Source organism: Nostoc sp. NMS4 (assembly GCF_017115095.1).
Lineage (GTDB): Bacteria > Cyanobacteriota > Cyanobacteriia > Cyanobacteriales > Nostocaceae > Nostoc.
Map to the genome: position 1 here is coordinate 1 of NZ_JABXKI010000027.1, position 17,850 is coordinate 17,850.

The 17,850-nt window shown below is 41.4% G+C and carries 21 protein-coding genes and 2 pseudogenes; 9 read left to right on the top strand and 14 right to left on the bottom strand.

Translation table 11 applies throughout. The features are described 5' to 3' along the window. Positions 1-34 precede the first annotated feature (34 nt). Together HWQ37_RS00520 and HWQ37_RS00525 are read right to left on the bottom strand one after the other, a co-directional pair. Positions 35-1,660, bottom strand: a complete 1,626-nt coding sequence (locus tag HWQ37_RS00520; protein WP_292742591.1) for an IS1634 family transposase — start codon at positions 1,658-1,660, stop codon at positions 35-37. A gap of 321 nt (positions 1,661-1,981) precedes the next feature. Next, the gene (locus tag HWQ37_RS00525; protein ID WP_094343084.1) at positions 1,982-2,530 is read right to left on the bottom strand and encodes a TetR/AcrR family transcriptional regulator; all 549 of its coding nucleotides are present in this window, start codon (positions 2,528-2,530) and stop codon (positions 1,982-1,984) included. 268 nt (positions 2,531-2,798) lie between these two features. Between HWQ37_RS00525 and HWQ37_RS00530 the strand changes: the two genes are divergently transcribed. The 3 genes from HWQ37_RS00530 (at position 2,799) to HWQ37_RS00540 (ending at position 5,592) form a co-directional block, all read left to right on the top strand. Then, positions 2,799-3,416: a glutathione S-transferase family protein gene (locus HWQ37_RS00530; RefSeq protein WP_292742593.1), complete on the top strand. Its 618-nt coding sequence runs from the start codon at positions 2,799-2,801 to the stop codon at positions 3,414-3,416. A gap of 99 nt (positions 3,417-3,515) precedes the next feature. Continuing rightward, positions 3,516-4,109, top strand: coding sequence for a pyridoxamine 5'-phosphate oxidase family protein (locus tag HWQ37_RS00535; RefSeq protein WP_292742595.1), 594 nt, complete (start codon positions 3,516-3,518; stop codon positions 4,107-4,109). 127 nt (positions 4,110-4,236) lie between these two features. Beyond that, complete coding sequence (locus HWQ37_RS00540; protein WP_292742596.1) at positions 4,237-5,592, top strand: hypothetical protein; 1,356 nt, start codon at positions 4,237-4,239, stop codon at positions 5,590-5,592. Between the two features lie 162 nt (positions 5,593-5,754). Here the strand turns inward: HWQ37_RS00540 and HWQ37_RS00545 are convergent, their stop codons facing one another. Beyond that, positions 5,755-6,393 (bottom strand): hypothetical protein, encoded by a 639-nt coding sequence (locus HWQ37_RS00545; RefSeq protein WP_292742597.1) that lies wholly within the window; start codon positions 6,391-6,393, stop codon positions 5,755-5,757. A 690-nt stretch (positions 6,394-7,083) separates the two neighbouring features. Between HWQ37_RS00545 and HWQ37_RS00550 the strand changes: the two genes are divergently transcribed. The 4 genes from HWQ37_RS00550 to HWQ37_RS00565 all read left to right on the top strand — a co-directional run bounded on the left by HWQ37_RS00550 (position 7,084) and on the right by HWQ37_RS00565 (position 8,681). Continuing rightward, on the top strand, positions 7,084-7,314 hold the full coding sequence (locus tag HWQ37_RS00550) for a hypothetical protein (protein ID WP_069069531.1): 231 nt from the start codon (positions 7,084-7,086) through the stop codon (positions 7,312-7,314). A gap of 2 nt (positions 7,315-7,316) precedes the next feature. Next, positions 7,317-7,763: an HNH endonuclease gene (locus tag HWQ37_RS00555; RefSeq protein WP_292742598.1), complete on the top strand. Its 447-nt coding sequence runs from the start codon at positions 7,317-7,319 to the stop codon at positions 7,761-7,763. A gap of 82 nt (positions 7,764-7,845) precedes the next feature. After that, entirely contained in the window at positions 7,846-8,100 is a 255-nt protein-coding gene (locus HWQ37_RS00560; protein WP_292742599.1) for a hypothetical protein, read from the top strand. Positions 8,101-8,102: 2 nt separating this feature from the next. Further along, positions 8,103-8,681, top strand: coding sequence for a siphovirus Gp157 family protein (locus tag HWQ37_RS00565; protein ID WP_104902272.1), 579 nt, complete (start codon positions 8,103-8,105; stop codon positions 8,679-8,681). Positions 8,682-8,995: 314 nt separating this feature from the next. On the opposite strand, the gene HWQ37_RS00570 is transcribed toward HWQ37_RS00565, so the two are convergent. The 10 genes and pseudogenes from HWQ37_RS00570 to HWQ37_RS00615 all read right to left on the bottom strand — a co-directional run. Next, positions 8,996-9,559 (bottom strand): Uma2 family endonuclease, encoded by a 564-nt coding sequence (locus tag HWQ37_RS00570; protein WP_292742600.1) that lies wholly within the window; start codon positions 9,557-9,559, stop codon positions 8,996-8,998. Positions 9,560-9,893: 334 nt separating this feature from the next. Next, entirely contained in the window at positions 9,894-10,610 is a 717-nt protein-coding gene (locus HWQ37_RS00575; RefSeq protein WP_292742601.1) for a molybdopterin-dependent oxidoreductase, read from the bottom strand. 8 nt (positions 10,611-10,618) lie between these two features. Continuing rightward, positions 10,619-11,215 (bottom strand): cytochrome b/b6 domain-containing protein, encoded by a 597-nt coding sequence (locus tag HWQ37_RS00580; protein WP_292742610.1) that lies wholly within the window; start codon positions 11,213-11,215, stop codon positions 10,619-10,621. Positions 11,216-11,341: 126 nt separating this feature from the next. Then, entirely contained in the window at positions 11,342-12,034 is a 693-nt protein-coding gene (locus HWQ37_RS00585; RefSeq protein ID WP_292742602.1) for a cytochrome c biogenesis CcdA family protein, read from the bottom strand. A gap of 8 nt (positions 12,035-12,042) precedes the next feature. Next, positions 12,043-12,654 carry a thioredoxin family protein gene (locus HWQ37_RS00590; RefSeq protein ID WP_292742603.1) on the bottom strand — a complete coding sequence of 204 codons (612 nt, stop codon included), beginning with the start codon at positions 12,652-12,654 and terminating at the stop codon, positions 12,043-12,045. 123 nt (positions 12,655-12,777) lie between these two features. Further along, a complete protein-coding gene (locus tag HWQ37_RS00595; protein ID WP_292742604.1) occupies positions 12,778-13,164 on the bottom strand; it encodes a hypothetical protein in 387 nt (128 codons plus the stop codon). A 733-nt stretch (positions 13,165-13,897) separates the two neighbouring features. Further along, on the bottom strand, positions 13,898-14,440 hold the full coding sequence (locus HWQ37_RS00600; RefSeq protein WP_292742605.1) for a helix-turn-helix domain-containing protein: 543 nt from the start codon (positions 14,438-14,440) through the stop codon (positions 13,898-13,900). A gap of 121 nt (positions 14,441-14,561) precedes the next feature. Next, the gene (locus tag HWQ37_RS00605) at positions 14,562-14,696 is read right to left on the bottom strand and encodes a hypothetical protein (protein ID WP_292742606.1); all 135 of its coding nucleotides are present in this window, start codon (positions 14,694-14,696) and stop codon (positions 14,562-14,564) included. 376 nt (positions 14,697-15,072) lie between these two features. After that, entirely contained in the window at positions 15,073-15,306 is a 234-nt protein-coding gene (locus HWQ37_RS00610; protein WP_292742607.1) for a tyrosine-type recombinase/integrase, read from the bottom strand. 5 nt (positions 15,307-15,311) lie between these two features. Next, positions 15,312-15,458 (bottom strand): annotated as a pseudogene (locus HWQ37_RS00615) (transposase); the annotation flags it as partial. 23 nt (positions 15,459-15,481) lie between these two features. On the opposite strand from HWQ37_RS00615, the gene HWQ37_RS00620 reads away from it, so the two are divergent. Both HWQ37_RS00620 and HWQ37_RS00625 read left to right on the top strand, forming a co-directional pair. Next, positions 15,482-16,483, top strand: coding sequence for an IS110 family transposase (locus HWQ37_RS00620; RefSeq protein ID WP_292742608.1), 1,002 nt, complete (start codon positions 15,482-15,484; stop codon positions 16,481-16,483). 228 nt (positions 16,484-16,711) lie between these two features. Beyond that, positions 16,712-17,083, top strand: coding sequence for a hypothetical protein (locus tag HWQ37_RS00625; RefSeq protein ID WP_292742609.1), 372 nt, complete (start codon positions 16,712-16,714; stop codon positions 17,081-17,083). A 180-nt stretch (positions 17,084-17,263) separates the two neighbouring features. Here HWQ37_RS00625 and HWQ37_RS00630 read toward each other — a convergent pair. Then, positions 17,264-17,797: pseudogene (locus HWQ37_RS00630) on the bottom strand (acyl-CoA desaturase); the annotation flags it as partial. Between the last annotated feature and the right edge of the window lie 53 nt (positions 17,798-17,850).

Genomic DNA, 17,850 nt, shown 5'->3' on the forward strand with positions numbered 1-17,850 from the left:
TCAACTTTTATTCACTCTCTAAACATTGTTTAGATTAAGAGAGCAGATAATATTTTTGACAAGATGATGGCAGATAATTCAATATAAAATGACGTTCTGACGTTAAATTAACAATTTGATTAATACCATTAAAAGTCAAAATATGAATACCTTGGAAACATTGAAATACCCATCTTAATGTCGGACAACTCGTTAACTTTCCTAGTTGATTTTTGATTCCGATTTTGGCTCTTTTCAAGCTATTTCTCAGTTCCCTTTGACCGAGATTATAAACTAACAAGCACAGAGACATTAAAAATAACATCGTCTCTATTCTTTCAGGATTTTCCACAAATAAACTATCAGCAAAAAATAAAGGGTCTTTCAAAAATCTAAATCCTCTTTCACAAGACTGTTGATTTTTATAGTTTGTCAAAATTTCTGATGGTTCTAACTTCTCATCGCCAACTAAATTTGTTGCTAAAATAAATCTCCCGGCTTGTTTTCTTTGTATTTCTATCTCTTCTGGTTTTTCATGACCCACTCCTTCCATTTTATAAATAGTCTTATTATCTTTAGATTTACTTTCAATAAGTTTAACTTCTTTAATTTCAAATAATTTCAATTTTTTGTTGATGGCTTTTAGCTTGTATTGAGCTTGTTCGGTAGTGGCAAAATTTTCTTTTTTTAATTCTTTGAGCAGCTTTTCAACTTTATCTTTTTCTTTATTCAACTTTTTCTCCAGCTTTTCTAAATCACTTTCTTTTCTTTTTTGACTTTCTACTATTAGCCAAATTTGTTGAACGCCACCATAATTTACTATTTCTTCCTTCCACTTGTATCCGTCTAAATTTAAGCTTGCTCTTCTCTGTCTTTCTTTTAAATCTATCTCTTCTATTTCTACATTCTGAACTAATTCTTGTGCTTTTTTAATTGTCATCGGTACTCGACTTATCCATTTTAAATGCTCAATTAGTCGCAGATTTTCTTGGCTATATAATGCGCTATCACAGACCATAATACTGTCAAAAGTTATTTGCTTTTTAAACTCTACTAAGATTTTTCCAAATACCGCTTTATCCGCTTCATTCCCATCTCCTGCTCTCATTAATAATGGTATATCTCCATCACTACTCGTGATTAAATCTAAAACACATTGCTTCAAATCTGGTCTGTGGTCACGAGAATATCCTTTGGTTATAATTATTGGTCTTTCTCTAGTTATTTCTGATTCTTTTTCCTGATTCTCTTCACGTTTATATTTACCATGTAGATGAAATGATGTTGCATCAAGATGTGAATATTTTGTATCTATTTTAAATTTCTTAATCACTAATAATCCAATTTCTATAAACAGATTATTCAATCCATTTTTATATAATTTATCCATGACTATTCCAATTTTATCATCATTGAGATAATCAGTCTCCACTTCTTCTCCCAATAATATTTCTATTCCTTTATCATCAAAAAACTGACTGAATAAATATAAAGGTCTTGATACAAATCCTAATCCATTGACTAAAATTGCTTTGACCAATATTCCCGATGAAATCTTCTCACGAGGGTCTATTCCTAATTTAGAATTAATTGTTTCAACTATTCCTATTTCATCAATCAGCCCAGCTACTATTCCTAAGTGATCGACATTTTTAATTTTTGGTTTTGATGTTGGAGACAATTTTTTTACCTCTAAAATATTTTTGAGTTTTTTGATTGTCTCACTTTTGGTATCTAAGTTAAGTTGACATCATCAAACAATGTATGTTTAGTTTTGTAAAAAGCCTGAAACCAATTTTTTATAAGCTTTTGCCCGCTTTATACTTCGTAACTCCCGGTTTATTCTTAATGCTGACTTACTTAAAAACTATGAGTATGTTTATTTACTCGTATCAGAGAGGAATTATATAGCATTTTATACTACATTCTGAAGTGCGGAATATGGGTTAAAAGAAACACCATCCCATCGACTAAGGAACAGCCAGCACCCGCAGGTACTCTCCTACAAATCTTGGCACAGTTGTTGTGGCAATTGTTTCATCACACGGACAAAAGGAGCCACATCATCCAAACCCTGCGCCACAATCAGAGCGCCTTGAATGGCAATAGCAGCATCTTCCCCACGCTCATGAGCCAGCGTCTCATCTAATCCGGCTGCCCTCAAAACAGTTGCTATCTCATCAATCCAGGTTCGTAATAGTGTTTGCACCTTGGTATGAAAGATATCTCGTGCTGACCCCATCAACAAGATGGCACACATACAGGGTTGTTGTCCGCCTTCATATAGCTCGTTAATCTGCTCACACATCTTAGTCAACCGAGTGAGCGCATCCCCTCCACCGCGAAGTATCTGTAAAATGTGTTCCTCCAACCAACATTCCATAAAATCCAACACCGCCGTCACCATTTCATCCTTCCCACCGGGGAAGTGATGGTAGAGACTGGCTTTCCCCAAACCTGTCGCTTGTGAAATTTTCGATAAAGTCGCCCCATCGTAACCATACTGTCGAAACAGTTGTAGCAAGCAGGGAATATAAGTATCTTTTGCCATTTACAGAAATTGAAATCTCATCTCTTGACATTATACCGAACGATTGGTACAGTTATTTTGTACCGAACGCTTGGTACAAAATAACTGTACCAATTCCTTAATTTGCAGGGATGTCTATCCAGCATCTCGAATCGCAAGAGGTGTCAGTTGACAACGGGAGAAATCAACTTGCCGTGACTATCTCTGATTGCTGTCGTTCTTATTCCCGTTAGACCGCTAATTTTTAGCTTAACAGTGCTTCTTTTTACAGAATATTGAGGATTAACCAATGATTAAGCTTTATGGTCACGAACTCTCTGGTAACAGCTATAAGGTCAAGCTCTTGCTATCACTATTGGGCATTGAACATGAATGGATTAAGGTCGATTTGCTGAAGGGGGAACACAAAGCCTCTGAATTTCAGTCGCTTAATCCCTTCGGTCAAGTTCCCGTATTAGTGGATGGCGACACAATTATAAAAGACGCACAGGCAATTTTGGTTTATTTGGCTCGTTTTTATGGTGGTGAACAATGGTTGCCACTGGATGCTGTCTCACTTAGTCAGGTTGTACGTTGGCTATCTACAACTGCGGGTGAAGTGCGTCAGGGGCCAGAATCGGCTCGTTTGTACTATCTGTTTAATGCCACCAGTATTGATATTGACAGAGCTAACCAAAAAGCAGAGTTTATTCTTACACAACTTAACCAACATTTGCGCGATCGCCAATGGTTAGAGTTCGAGCGGATAACTATTGCAGATATAGCAGTATTCCCCTATGTTGCCTTAGCACCAGATGGCAAAATTGCTCTTGACTCTTATCCTCATATTTTGGCATGGATTGAGCGAGTTAAGACCCTTCCCGGTTTTATAGGAATGCAAGGAATTGCAGCACCTACCTTGGTATAGGCAAATAACACCCAGTTTAGATGGAGAAGGTAGAGAGTCAGAGGAATTTTTTCCCTTCTCTTCTCCCCTGTTTTTAGATATGTAAAAATAAAGAGTTATATGGCACGTAAATTTACGCAAATTGCTTTCACGCCTGCTGTCAAAGTTGCTCAAGAACAACGTGGCTCACGACAGACCTATGCTCGATTTGAACAAAATGGGCCTTCTAACGATACCATCACACCAGAAATTGAGGAATTTATCGCCCAAATGGATGGTTTTTATTTAGGAACCGTCGGTTCTAATGGTTATCCCTACATTCAATTTCGTGGTGGACAACCTGGGTTTTTGAAAGCTGTAGATGAAAAGACTTTAGGATTTGCTGACTTCAAAGGCAATGTTCAATATGTTACCGTTGGTAATCTTGACGAAAATGACAAAGCTTTTTTGTTTTTGATGGATTATCGCCATCGCCGACGGTTGAAAATTTGGGGGCGGGCTATATATGTAGAAGATGATAGCGAACTAATTGAAAGCCTGAAACTTCCTAACTATGAAGCAGAAGTGGAACGAGTGATTCTGTTTCACATTGAAGCTTGGAATTGGAACTGTCCACAGCACATTCCTATTCGCTATTCTGAACAAGAAGTGGCGGCATTGCAAGCGAGAATAACTGAACTAGAGGAACTTGTTGCTAAGAAGCAGCAAATCTAATTTTTCTGAGTGACCCAAGCCAATCAAAGGTTTCAGGCGAAAATTTATGTAAGTAAAATATGGAGAAGTTAGTTCTAGCGCAGCTAACGCCACTTAGAGAGGGATAAACTCTCTAGGCGTAACTGCCATGACCTTAAATCCCAGACAAACAACCATTAAATTTCTTAGACAAATAGGCTTTACCACCGGAACCAAAATTTGGCTGAGGATTTCTTGGGACTTGCCTACAGAAATGATACCTAAAAACTGGAATCACTACTGCCGCAATGGTCAATTTGTCTACTCCCACTACATTCTCTGCGGTAAAATCACCCAGCAAGGATTTCAACTCTACTGCTGTACTTACGGAGGTCGAGACAAACAAGGCAATACCTGCTGGCGACTGACACCTAAACGCTATGCTGATGGTTGGGCATTGGCATTTAAAATGTCATATCTTGGTGCTACAGTCAGCTTTTACCCCAACCAACCAGACAAGGGAATCAGCAATCAGCACGTTAGTCAATGCCAATGTTTATTCTACGAAATTGATGATTTGGCATTGAGTGAGCAGCGAGAAGCTGTAGACTGGCTAAAGGACGAAATCAACTTGGAACCCGCCGCCGTAGTTTATACAGGTGGGAAATCCCTGCACGTTTACTTTAAATGCAGCCATTTCTTGAATCCTGCTGAATGGCTGTATCTCAATCGCCAACTGACGATTATCCAAAATGCAGATCCAGCCATTTGCAACTTAGCTCGTTCCATGAGACTGCCAGGTATGGTTCGCAGACGGGTGGTGGATGGAATATTGAGTGCAACCATCCCTATTACCCTAGAGCATTGGTCAAACTGTCAGTACAATGTGGAAGAACTAGAAACCGCATTTGATTCTACAGCCTTATTTCCCTACGAACTTTCTGAGCAACGTTGGCGTAAGTGGGTGCAACTTCTCACAAAAGCGAAAAATGGAGAAGTTATCGACCCACAAACAGCGTTACTGCAACCTTCTGTGACTGTCCCTCGCTCAACCTTGCATTGCCGACGAGGAACAGTAACACAGGCTACAACCAGAGATAATCGCTCATCTCTTAAACAACTACGCGCTAGCGGAGTGTCTGTTCCTTTATCTATTTGTTTAACTTTGAGCGATCGCACTTTACTAACTTATGGTGAATCTGAGGGAAACAGAAACAATTCTGGCTACAAATTAGCTCGTAATCTACTAGGTACATCTAATTTACTCACTAGAAACCGAATCGCTTATTATCCCCAACCACGCCAACTATTTGACCGATATTGCGATCGCTGTACACCTACACTTGAATCAACTGAGGCAGATACAATTTGGCACAGTGCAAATAAAACAACAGCCTTTGCCAGTCGGGACTTTGGCTCTATCGCTATGAGCATTCGTAAGTGGAAGTCACACCGCAAATCAAAAAAACAGTGCCTCAGAAAACCAAAAAGATTAGTTAAGGCGATGTTGACAAAATCGATGTAATACCCTTCCAATTTTTACCCATAATCTACCGTGTACACATATCTTTGTACAGGATTAAAACGGTGTGGGACAACTCTAAAATACTTGTGTGTACATGGTAGCCCTATTCTGGGGAGACTATATGACTATTAAAGATGAGTATTGAAGGTACTATCTCTAGTTTTACTTTCCCATTTTTGGCAAATAAGACTGACGATAATTGTTCTTAGCCATCAGCCTAGCCTCACGCTTTGTCCACTGTTTTTGTAAAGGAACATCAGCTAATTTTTGCAATAATATGAATACGCTATCATCTCCAGTCAACCGAGCGATGATTTGAGCGTAGGCGCAGCCCGTAGTAGACATCGCCTTACAACAACTCCAAGGATGACGCACCACCTGAACTTCTGCAAATCTCACCACACCCCAATTGCGCTCCAAGAAAAAACGGTTACGGATTTTATCATCATCAACATCAATACAGTGGTGAGGTTTACCTGTATCTCCAGTATAAGGTTCATCAATCTCAATATCGAGAGTTAACCCAGAAAACCAATGATAAAGGATAAAATCAGCCGAGTAACGTCTAGACGAACCAGGAATTTCAAATTCCACCGCTTGACAGATAAGATTCTCTAGAAACGTACACAGTAAATGTCGAAAAAATTGCTTTTCACTGACACCTTGCTTGGCTGTACCATTTCCATTTGGTAATTCAACGCATCCTTGAAACGAAGCTTTCAAATGCTCCCGTCCTTGATAAGCGTTAAACCGTCTTGCTAGTGGTGGATAAAGGATAACCGGATAGTAGCTAGTAGACATTAGTAGTTATCGGGCTGATCGCGTTTAACACTTTTTATTCGCAAGTATCAACCTTAATTGTAATCAAAAAAATTATTTAAGGCACTGACCAAGTACATAATTAATAATATCATTCATCGTCACCTAAAACCCGCTAATCTCATCCGCCGTCAGCAATATGGTAAGCTGGTTTTGATTAATTTTGGTGCGGTAAAGGAAATCAACACCCTTCTCATTCAGCAAAGCAAACTCTTTAGTACTACTTGGACTATTGGTACACCAGGATATTGCCTGATGAACAAGCAAAAGGTCATCCAAAATTATCTGATGATGTCTATGTTGTAGGAATGATTTTTATCCAATAACTGACAGGAATACACCTATATAATTTACAATCTTACACCAATATTATTGAGGTAAGTTAGCATAATTTAGTACAGGGGAGAGATGGTTTTACAACAGTTTTAGAGACAATGCTGCGTGTTGATTTTAACAAGCGTTATAATTTAGCTAAGGAAGCCTTAGAGTCAGTGAAAACTTTGATTAATCCTGTTCAAGCAACAATTAATCAATCAATCTCATCTTCAAACTCTGTTTAAATTTATACCTCTACGACAAAAATCAATGAACCTTCCTCACTAAATTGCCGAATATCCAGCATCTAACCCCAATCAACCTAATTATCAAAATCCTCGATTAATGGAGATACCCATGAAAGAATTAATGAAACAGCCTTCATCTTGGCTACCAAATGGAATAAAGCTTAATCTTTCTGATCAGTTTCGTCCTTTTTCTTTTACTGAAGAATTACAAATTCGTTTAGAGGAACTATTAGAAAAAAATAAAGAAAATTTACTCAATTCAGATGAACAAGCAGAATTAGCTGGGTTATTAGAATTAGAAAAAATCTTCAGTTTTATCAACGCTAAACTTGCTTCTTAATTGTGGTTATCAACAATTTTGTTCGCTTAAATGTCCGTAAAAGGGCAAAATACTTGTGTGAATATTGTCACTCTCCAGAACGCTCAAATGCAACACCCTTTACCATTGATCACATTATTCCTCAATCTTTAGGAGGATCAGACGATCTCAATAATTTGGCTTTAGCTTGTCATCGTTGTAATCAAAGGCGGTATAATTTTACAACTGGGATTGATCCAGAAACACAAACAGAAGTTCCATTATTTAATCCGAGAAATCAAAATTGGTCAGAGCATTTTATCTGGACAAAAAATGGGTTAAATATCATTGGAACAACTCCTATGGGTCGTGCAACTTGCAGTCGTTTTGATTTTAATGATCAAAACCATGATGATGGGTTTATTCTAAATTCTCGTCAACTTTGGTTAACAGCAGGTTGGCATCCACCTATTGATGATCTACGTCAATAATAATAAAAGAATATCCATCTTAATGAACACTAATAAATTAAACTTTTTAGGGTATTTGTGTGAGGGTTTGGAATCCTAGCCATTGACAGATAAACTTGCTGCGGTTGCTCTCCAGACGCGCTATCGCGCCACGGTTTCTAGCATTAAGCAAGCAACATTTATGCAGACACTGACAACTTCACTTGACTCAACTACTGCTGCTCATCAAAATCTTCAACCTAAACAAGAAATTGCTTCCAATTTATCTTTCAATACTAATTTAGATTCAGGCACTATAGCTATCTTAGAACAGATTGAAGCTGAATATGAATACTACCAAACTTGTGAGGAGTGGTAGTCATGAATTTAGCACTCGCTCAACAATCCTTAGCAGGACTTTCCCAAACTGCTGCTCATCTCTGGGAACAGCTAACCAATTGCCAGACTCCTGAAGAAGAAGCTGCTATCATCACCGCTATTTGGGAAACTCAGGAAGTTCAGGAAGAAGTTGTTGATATCCAAGCAGAACTGGCATTACAACTGGATGCTGAAATAGCGGCTATTAAGCAACGACTAGAACATCTAAAAGCTGTACATCAATCAGCACTGTTAAGACTAGAACGCTGGCGACAAAAATTAGATGAAACTATTTTAGAACAAACCGCCGCAGGAATTCTACCTGAGCAAATGATTGGTAATTCACTTCGCATTACAATTCAAGAAAATCCGCCAAGTTGTGAGGTGCTGATAGATGCAGAACAATTGTCTCCAAAATACCGCAGAGAAAAGACTGTTTACTCAGCAGACAAGAAAGCTATCATTGCTGCTTGGAAGAAAGGTATTCCTGTAGATGGCACTCACATCCAGCGTAAGCGCCGAGTTATCTATGCTTTAACAGCAACGGCAATTCACGACTTCAAAGACTCGCTTTTAACTTAACAATAGCTTTAACTGATTTATCAGCCAACAGCAGGGATTTTACTGTTTTGTTGGCTGCTACTTATACGTCAACCAAAAAGTTTTTAGAAGTCAAGACAAGCGGACATTTCAGGTAAATACAGAGAGGGAGCAAAACAACCTACTAATGAGCATTTCAGGCGATACTCCTAGCTCAGAAGCAAGCGATGTTTGGCGACAAGCCTTATAAGCATCTACCCTCTTTAAGCAATGCTGAATACTCCTGATTCACGATGGCTGAAACTCCTGTTTTTACGTTATGAAAAGTTTGTAGAGAACTTGTTTTAGCTGTTTCTCTAACTGCTCATTTTTAGCCAACCAAACACCTGAGCTACAGTTAATTCCAAGTGTATCCCGGCTAATACTGGCAAACGCTCATCACCCTGTAAAAGTTCTGGTTGTTGATTTGGACGGAAGACCAAAATGGAACGATCTTCTGGGTCTATTAACCAACCTAATTGGCAACCATGATCTAAGCAATAGAGAATATTGCCTGTAACTCGATTTGAACTTTGTTCGGGAGAAAGAATTTCAATTGTCCAGTCTGGAGAAAGCAAAAAATCATTGGGTGCTTCCCCATCAGCAGCAAAGGGAATACGCGACCAGTTGAAAACCGCTACATCAGGTACTATTGAACGGATACCAAAACTACAGCGTAGTTCTGGAAAAGCATAAGCAATATGAAGGCTTTCGGCAACATCGTTGATACTGTTGCACAGCCTTAACTGTAATCGGCTATGCTTCCCTTTTGGCATTGGCTTGGTGATAATCTCACCATTAATGTAAACGCTTGCAGGCTTTGTTTCTGGTAGCTTGAGAAACTCCTCCAGAGTCAGGGATTGGGTAATTACCGTAGACATGGCTCAGTCGAGAAAAGCAAAGGGGATATATTTTTAGTCTAGCAGTCCCGTAGTCTCAAAAACAGTTTCAACTTCTGGCTACCGCCACAATCGCTTGCACACCAGTTAACAAGGCCAAAAAAGCTAGGCATCACCGTGCCGAAATGGGAAAATTGTACGCTAAGGAATTGATGCTAACCTCAACGCTATGAAAATCAATTGTTTTGAGCAAATGGCATACCTGTATTTATCACTTTTGACTCGAATTAGTGTTTCCAGATGGTGCAGAGTATTAGTACTACTCTGCACCAATTAACTGAGGGTAAAGCGCTAGTAGATTATCTTTTTGCCTGCCTTATAGCCCTGCAAACCACTCATAGCCCTGATCCTCCCAATAGCCTTTAAGAGGTAACAAATTGCTGACGAATGTAATTTGAGTTACCCACTTACTTTGCTTGTAGCCCAGTTTAATTGGGGATGCTAGGCGCAGAGGCGCACCATTTTCATCTGACAACGGTTGTCCATTCTTTTGATAAGCCATGAGAGTTTGGGGATGTGCAGCAGAGGCAAGATCCCAGCTTTCATAATAGCCATCAGCAGATTTGAAGTAGACATAGCGGACGTTTGACTTAGGCTGTACCAGTGCTACTAAGTCTCGTAATCGCACGCCTCCCCATTGAACGATCGCAGCCCAGCCTTCAACACAGACATGGCGAATTACCATTGAAGTCAAGGGAAGTTTTTCAATATCTCCCATACTCAATTGCATCGGGTTACTAACCTCGCCATCAATCTTCAGGCGAAACTGCGCCGGATCAATTTGCGGGGTGAAGTCAAAGGTATTAACTAGCAATTTATCTGCTTCTATGGCACTAACAGGAAATTCAGGTATAGGTTTTTGAGTTAGCAGAAGTGCTTCAAGACTTTGGTTTAGTGGCTCAGATATTTGCCGCAGATTATCTGAGAACAAATTTGTTCCACAGCCACCAAGAAGAAAGCCTACCCCTGAAAGTCCAGATACTTGCAGTAACCGACGACGGGATAGGGTACGTTTGGGAAGAATCAGACTCATAAGTACCTCTACAGGAACATAGACTTAACTAGACGGATGCTTCCTACCTTCAGGGCAAGTAATGAATGAGCAATTGTAAACAGTATGACGGTGGGAACAGTGATAAAGTGAATAGTGCGTAGAGTTTGCCAATTACCAAACAGCCCCGAAAGCCAATGCAGTTGGGCAGGTTTGTACATCGCCAGACCACTCAAAATTGCTAGCACCAGCACGGGAATGATAGCAGTATAAACTAGCCGATGCCATGCGTAGTTTTTGCGCTTTGGGTTCTGGCTGACTTGCAATGCTTTTAAGTCACTGCGATCAGCAAAGCGACGCTGCCAACGACGAGTTACAAAGATATAGAGTCCATACCAAAGTAAGTTCAGCGAAAACAGCCACATAGCAGCAAAATGCCAATGCCTGCCACCCCCTAGCCAACCTCCCAGCAACATAAAGTCAGGAAAATGCCAACCTGCACGTCCGCCAAATACCGGATTAGCATTATATATTTGCAGTCCGCTAGTGATCATCAAGATCAGGCTGATGATATTAATCCAGTGAAAGGTCTTTGAGAGGAAAGTCTGACTTGGTGTTGAGCGGACTTTGCGTTTAGATAAAGTCATACCAATTTGGGATTTTGGATTTTTATAGCGGTTCTCAGTCAGACTTTTGGATTTGAGATTTTTATATTGTTCCCAGTTAGAGTTTCGGATTGGGTCTTCTAATCCAAAATCTAAAATTGGCACATCTCACAGAGGTTGAGTGGGAAAGAACGGAGCTAGCCAAAGTTGCACCTGGACATCCCAACCCAGAAGAATAGCAATTGCTGTCGCCATGATCGCTACGCCACCAATTCGCTGCAAAGCTGCACTATGGGAGCGGAGATTGAGGATTCTTTGGCTGAGTATTCGTCCACCGTAGGCGATCACCAAGAGAGGCAAACCTGCTCCGATTCCATAAGCAACCAATAGCCAAAATGCAGCTACGACTTGATGATTAACTGCTGCTAGTATTACAATTCCACCTAAAACTGGCCCAGCACAGGGAGTCCACAAAAGCCCTAACTGAGTCCCTAGCCAAAACTCTCCCATGAGTCCGATTCGTGAAGGTTTTTTAGCCCATTTGCCAACTGGAATATAACTAAATATTCGGTAACTCCAGGTGGGGAAAATTGCTAGTAATCCCAAAAATAAAAGCAGTGTGATGGCACCATTGCGTAATAAATTAGCCAAGCCTGTAAACCAGCTTGCTGTTACACCTATTAAACTACCTGCCAGTGCAAAACCAGAGATTAATCCCCCTAACAGTGCTACTGGCCCGTAGATATGGGATTGGAGCGATCGCCCTAATAGCACAGGCAAAATCGGTAAAACACAGGGTGAAAGCACATTCAGAACTCCCCCCAGTAACGCCAGACTAATTGATAGAGTAGAAGTCGTCATAATTCCTTCTATCCCAATAGCTGGCGGATAGTTTGCTCTATTTTTTGATATGCCCCTTCCCCAATATGGTCATACTGCAACAAGCCCTGACGGTCAGCCAAAAATATGTGGGGCCAATACTGATTTTCGTAAGCGTTCCAAGTTTTATATTCGTTATCAACCGGAACCGGATAGGTAATTTGATGTTGTCGTAACGCCTTTTTTATGTTGTTTGCATCTCGCTCAAAGGCAAACTCTGGTGTGTGAATGCCAATCACTTTGAGTCCCTGCGACTCATACTGCCGATGCCATCTAGTAATATAGGGCAGGGTACGCTGGCAGTTAATACAAGCAAAAGTCCAAAACTGTATCAGGACAACACTGCCTTTAAGGTCAACGATTGACAAAGGTGTAGAATTAAGCCACTGACTGATACCCTGAAACTCTGGCAAACTCTTGCCTACTGGAGGTTTTACTGCAATAGTTTCCGAGCCTTGCGTATTTTTATGATTTTCAGAAGAGATAGAAGGGGCATTCACTTTTCTGAAGTTGGGAAAAGCTGTTGTGGCTGCACCGATTCCGACAACCCCTAACCCAAGGTAAAAAAGCAACTGACGCCGGCGGGGCAGGTTGTGATTCATCAGAATTTCTCTTGTTGAGGTCAAAGCACCAAAATATATGGATTGGGATCAGGATTAGGATTTTCCTAGTGACCAGTCTCTAGTACTCAGCACAAGAAAAGTGAGATAACAAGCTAGTTGTGGTTAGGGCTTGCTGGAAGCGGGCGATTTCATAGCATCGCCGGCTTTATCTTTACTCATAGCATCGCCGGCTTTATCTTTACTCATAGCATCGCCGGCTTTATCTTTACTCATAGCATCGCCGGCTTTATCTTTACTCATAGCATCGCCGGCTTTATCTTTACTCATAGCATCGCCGGCTTTATCTTTACCCATAGCATCGCCGGCTTTATCTTTACCCATAGCATCGCCAGCTTTATCTTTGCTCATAGCATCGCCAGCTTTATCTTTGCTCATAGCAGGAGAGGCTTCAGGAGCAATTTGATTGTTGGTTTCAGGAGTGCTAGAGCAAGCAGTGAGACTGGTAGTTAAAATCAGACCAGCAATCAAAGAAAGTGTTTTCCAGTTCATAGTCTTCTTTCGTCCTTTGGATAGTTATTTTTGTATTGATTGATCGGAGGAGATTAAGCTACAAGCATATTTATAAAAGTTATTGTGGTCAAGAAGATGCCTTCTTTTAGAAAACTTCATCAGACTTTTTTTACTGCGATCACTACGGTGCGGCGGAAGTCAAAGCATTTATGAGGAAAAGCTTTGGGAATATTCAGCAAGACCAACAAGGCAATAAAAAGCAATCTCAAGTTGTAAGTACTCCACCTACCAAGACAAAACTTATGAGTAGGGGGACTAGTTTCATTTATTGCTACTGATGTTTGAGTTATCCCGAACATCCAAACTATCTCAGTTAAGACTGAAGCCTATCTGAAATGAAACCATGATTTTCATAAATTTATCCCTTCAGAAAATTTAGTTAATTCTCAGTATTTTCTCAGCTATTCATGGTCAGTAGACCGAAAAGTTCTGCGATCGCAATTTTGCAGGCGCGACCGCGCAAGAAGGGTAAACAGCATTGGCTCTCAAAAGTATTGATATTGCGTGGCTTGTGCCAACGTCGGTAAGAAATCCTGTCTTGGAGTTTCTTACTTTAAGGTTTTTTAGAGCATTTTTCCTATTTGCTCAAAGTAGGCGATCGCCTTCGATACTGCACGGAGCGCGCAATCACGTCAAATCTCGTCACTGTTTCAAATACCGTAATATGGTCTACGCTACTGGCAAGATTTACCCTGTCGCAATTTGGCGAGAATCAAAACAGCTTGTCAACGTACTCTTGTAGGTCACTGCGTTTAACTCGCCAACCCTTGCCAATTACTTTGGCTTTTAACGAACCCGCCGTAATTGCGTCTCGCAGGAATTCTCTAGACAACCCAGTTAGCGCTTGTGCCTCTGCAATAGTCAGTAGTAGCTTATCAGCGATCGGCACTACTGGCTGATTGTCACCTCGCAAGAGCAGCCCTTCAATGATTGAGGATAACTTATCAATTACCCCAATCTCGCCAAACTCCGCAATCTCGCCAGAAGAATGCACTAATTTACCTGTCTGTTGCTGTTGCTCTGTCGCTATTTGACGAGATTCAAAGGCAGGTTTTACGGTCGGTTGGTTCAGTTCTTCCTTAAATGCTTCCAGTTCAGTTTGATCAAAGTTGGCAGTGGGGCGAGTTTTCCCTTTCTCGTACTTAACGCTGATTCGCCCTTGCTGAACATAACGCTCAAGGGCGCGGATGCTGACACCAAGAAATTCTGCTGCTGACTGCTTATTCATGGAATTACCGCCAAATATCGCCGTCATCCTAGCATACGTTGTGGCGGCATTTGACGATGTTTATCTAGGTGGGTGAGGGCGATCGCTTCCATTGGGCGGGTACCCTATCGCGCTTTGTGGTGTTGCTTCCTCTTTCGCCCCGATGTCGTTAAACTACTTTTTGCTGGGCAACCGCCATTAACGATGTATTGAGCGATGATGCCGATACCATTTTGGCAATACCACCGATGCCAATAGTGGCGATCGCTGCGGCAATGAGGCTGATTTTTACTGAGGGTTTCATCGGGTAAATTCCTGAATTTGGACTCAACACCATTCACGTTAGGTGATAAAAGTCAAGAACTGGGAAAGGGGCTGCTATTTTTTCCACATACCATCCACGAGAATTTAACCTCACTACTTCTGCTCGATCTTTTACTTTCTGTGACACCTTTGAAAAAGTCGATCAGGCAATAGCGCAGGGTGATAATAACCAATTAAATTTATTCCTGCATTCCATCATAGAACTTGCTAAATCCAGCCCATTTAAAGACTTTGCAGATATAACATCAGTGAGAGCGGCTCTCGATGATCCAGAACATGAATGGTCATTTTAAATGGGGAATAGGCGATCGCGCTTTAGCGCTCCAATGTCTTGGGGTCGCTCTCAGCAAAGATTTTTACAAATCGCCCCAATCAAAATTCAGGAAGCGTCGAGCATTCAGCTTGGTGTATTTTTCAGTGTGTTTGATATCGCGGTGTCCCAGGAAGTCTTGGATTTCCCTGGTGTTGTAACCCTGATTCACCAGATAGTAACCGCAAGCATGGCGCATCATGTGACAGTGAACTTTGATATCAAGCCCAGCCTGTGCCGCCAGCCGCCCAAGCAGCTTCCGCACCGCATCAGTAGACATCACCTCACCGCGCTCAGAAACGAAAATATAGCCCAGACTTGTAGCTTGATACCATTAATAGAACCAGTCCATAAATAACATAGCCCTAGTAAGCGTTTTACTGTGTAGAAAGCTTCTTCAACTCTCCATCTTCGGCGGTATAAATCTGCGACGTGACTCTGCTGATGCTTTAGCAATGGCCGCTTACGGTCACGATTCAGATCATCAGCTAGAGACTGGAGAGATTAACCTGAGATATTTTCTCATGCATCGGCCAGAACCGATTGATGAGTTGCGTGATCTATGCCAACAGCTTGAACACCTAAATCGGGTGCAATCGCCAATTGTGAATTATGCTAGACAGCTCCTCGCGTGGCAATTCCCAGAAGTGGCGCACGTCAAAAGTTCTAGTAAGTTGGGGTTTGTGCCACCGCTATGGGGATGGCTGGCAGATAATCCCAAAATCTCACCTGCCGGGAAAACCCGAATGGATAATCGCTACAAAGAATCAATCGCTCAGGACTACGAAATTGAAATTGACCCAATCTTGGAACTCCACGCCGAATGGATGTGTGATATCTCACTCTATGAGCAGCGCTTGGAAGCAAGGATCTGTGAGATGCTAACTGAAACAGCATTCGAGCCTTACATGGAGGTGTTTGATAAATTTGGTTTTGGGTTAAGAGTGCGATCGCGTTTGCTCACCAGAATTTATCCCTTTGAGTCGTTCCTGGGTATCAATGGCAAGCCCGTAATTGAGTACGAAGTGCGGGAGGTGAAGAAAACCGAGCGCGATGCCTACGGCGGCAAGCTACGCAAAAACGGAGAAACCACAGTTCGGCGATTAGCCGGCGATACCAAACGAATTAAACGCAACCGCAGCCGCGACACTTTCAAAATGCGGCTGGGTATGGGCACAACCTTGGAACAGTCGGGGGATGGGCTTGTTGAAAAACCGAGCGGTTCCTCACTGTGCCGGATCAGCCTGTGGCAGTACGTCTTAACCGGCGTTGAAACTGGTAGGCTACCAGAGAACGAACTGACCAAGGAATTGATTAGCTACCGTGACTCACTCAAAGCTAATGTCAGTGAACAGGGTGAAAAGCTGTTAGGTGGTAAGCACATCCAAGGCAAGCTCATGAGTAAAGTAGTAAACCTACTGTTCCAAGAATTGTGTAAAATAATTCCTCTGACCTGATGCGATTAGCCCTTCATCTGCATGAAGGGTTTTTAAACCTAAACTTCCAGTTACCCTGAAACGGAAAGACCTAATGCTGAAGTAATCCCCAAAAGTTCAAAATCATAGATTTTGTATTTTAGACATACACCCTAGTGTCTGAAAACCTTACATGGCTCGCGTCTGTAATGTACTTCATCCATGTCGAAACCTAATTATTAGTTTTTCAATTTTTTGGAGGAGAGGAAAATGAAGAAGTTCACCTGTTTCATGATTGTCGGGGCAGTATTGTCGATTAGTGCGCCGGCCTTTGCTGAAAGTCGTGCGGTTAATATCAGTATTGGCAGTATTGGTGGTTCCTTAGATAATGCCGCTTTACGAACAATTCGCCAGGTTATCGGGTTTGCAGTCGGCACTAGCACCGTCGATAAATTCATTGTATATAGTCCCAGAGTGGGATCTCCTATTCCCATCGAAGGAGGTTTATCTGCTTGTGTTGAGGCTGGATTTGGCACAAGTAATACAACATTTAATGCTTTTATCCAGCAGTTGCGGTCAATTAATCCCAAACCAGGGACTTTCTACAATCTAGAACTTACCGCAAGCTGCAAACAGAAATAAGACGTTTGCACTCAAGCAAGGTAGGATGGGCTGAGTACAAAGCCCATCCATTGAGTTACACTCTACGCGATAACCGTTGTCCAGCTTTAACTAGACTTGGGTAGGTTTGGGTAAGTTTCTAAGAGCGGTATTTCAGATTTTATCCGACTGACCTTGAAAGGGCTGCCCTTGACCTTTGACTTACTGCTTTGTTGGCGCTAGTTTTACGTTAGTAGCTAGACCAAGTGCTTGTAGCAATTGGATGGTCATCCAAGTTATATCAATTTCCCACCATTCCAAGCCATGACGAGCAGAGTATTGAAAAGCATGGTGGTTATTATGCCAGCCTTCACCGAAAACCAGTACAGCGACCCACCAGCAGTTAGTCGAACTATCGCCAGAATCATAGCTGCGATAGCCGAATTTATGAGTGGCACTGTTCAATAGCCAGGTGCAGTGATAAACCCAGACAATGCGAGCAAAAATGCCCCAAACAACAAAAGACCAGCCACCTAATAGCAAAAGTAATAAACCCAGAGCCACCTGGATAAAAATGAAATTTTTTTGTAAAAACTGATACACTGGGTCTTCTGCAATGTCTTTGGTAAAGCAAGGAATATCAGCTTTAGCGGGAGATTCATAGATCAACCAACCAATATAACTCCACCAGAAACCTTTATTGGAATCATGGGGATCTAGGTCAGTATCAGAATGTAAATGATGAATGCGATGTGTAAGCTAATCGGCATTTAAGCTGCATAATATAAATGTAGAGTCGATTGAAAATA

Excerpts from the sequence above, each read along its gene's own strand:
- HWQ37_RS00525 (WP_094343084.1), bottom strand. The coding sequence starts at position 2,530 with ATGGCAAAAGATACTTATATTCCCTGCTTGCTACAACTGTTTCGACAG.
- HWQ37_RS00535 (WP_292742595.1), top strand. The coding sequence starts at position 3,516 with ATGGCACGTAAATTTACGCAAATTGCTTTCACGCCTGCTGTCAAAGTT.
- HWQ37_RS00580 (WP_292742610.1), bottom strand. The coding sequence starts at position 11,215 with ATGACTTTATCTAAACGCAAAGTCCGCTCAACACCAAGTCAGACTTTC.
- HWQ37_RS00530 (WP_292742593.1), top strand. The coding sequence starts at position 2,799 with ATGATTAAGCTTTATGGTCACGAACTCTCTGGTAACAGCTATAAGGTC.
- HWQ37_RS00540 (WP_292742596.1), top strand. The coding sequence starts at position 4,237 with ATGACCTTAAATCCCAGACAAACAACCATTAAATTTCTTAGACAAATA.
- HWQ37_RS00605 (WP_292742606.1), bottom strand. The coding sequence starts at position 14,696 with ATGAAACCCTCAGTAAAAATCAGCCTCATTGCCGCAGCGATCGCCACT.
- HWQ37_RS00625 (WP_292742609.1), top strand. The coding sequence starts at position 16,712 with ATGAAGAAGTTCACCTGTTTCATGATTGTCGGGGCAGTATTGTCGATT.
- HWQ37_RS00575 (WP_292742601.1), bottom strand. The coding sequence starts at position 10,610 with ATGAGTCTGATTCTTCCCAAACGTACCCTATCCCGTCGTCGGTTACTG.
- HWQ37_RS00570 (WP_292742600.1), bottom strand. The coding sequence starts at position 9,559 with ATGTCTACGGTAATTACCCAATCCCTGACTCTGGAGGAGTTTCTCAAG.
- HWQ37_RS00545 (WP_292742597.1), bottom strand. The coding sequence starts at position 6,393 with ATGTCTACTAGCTACTATCCGGTTATCCTTTATCCACCACTAGCAAGA.
- HWQ37_RS00585 (WP_292742602.1), bottom strand. The coding sequence starts at position 12,034 with ATGACGACTTCTACTCTATCAATTAGTCTGGCGTTACTGGGGGGAGTT.
- HWQ37_RS00600 (WP_292742605.1), bottom strand. The coding sequence starts at position 14,440 with ATGACGGCGATATTTGGCGGTAATTCCATGAATAAGCAGTCAGCAGCA.
- HWQ37_RS00565 (WP_104902272.1), top strand. The coding sequence starts at position 8,103 with ATGAATTTAGCACTCGCTCAACAATCCTTAGCAGGACTTTCCCAAACT.
- HWQ37_RS00610 (WP_292742607.1), bottom strand. The coding sequence starts at position 15,306 with ATGTCTACTGATGCGGTGCGGAAGCTGCTTGGGCGGCTGGCGGCACAG.
- HWQ37_RS00620 (WP_292742608.1), top strand. The coding sequence starts at position 15,482 with ATGGCCGCTTACGGTCACGATTCAGATCATCAGCTAGAGACTGGAGAG.
- HWQ37_RS00595 (WP_292742604.1), bottom strand. The coding sequence starts at position 13,164 with ATGAACTGGAAAACACTTTCTTTGATTGCTGGTCTGATTTTAACTACC.
- HWQ37_RS00590 (WP_292742603.1), bottom strand. The coding sequence starts at position 12,654 with ATGAATCACAACCTGCCCCGCCGGCGTCAGTTGCTTTTTTACCTTGGG.
- HWQ37_RS00550 (WP_069069531.1), top strand. The coding sequence starts at position 7,084 with ATGAAAGAATTAATGAAACAGCCTTCATCTTGGCTACCAAATGGAATA.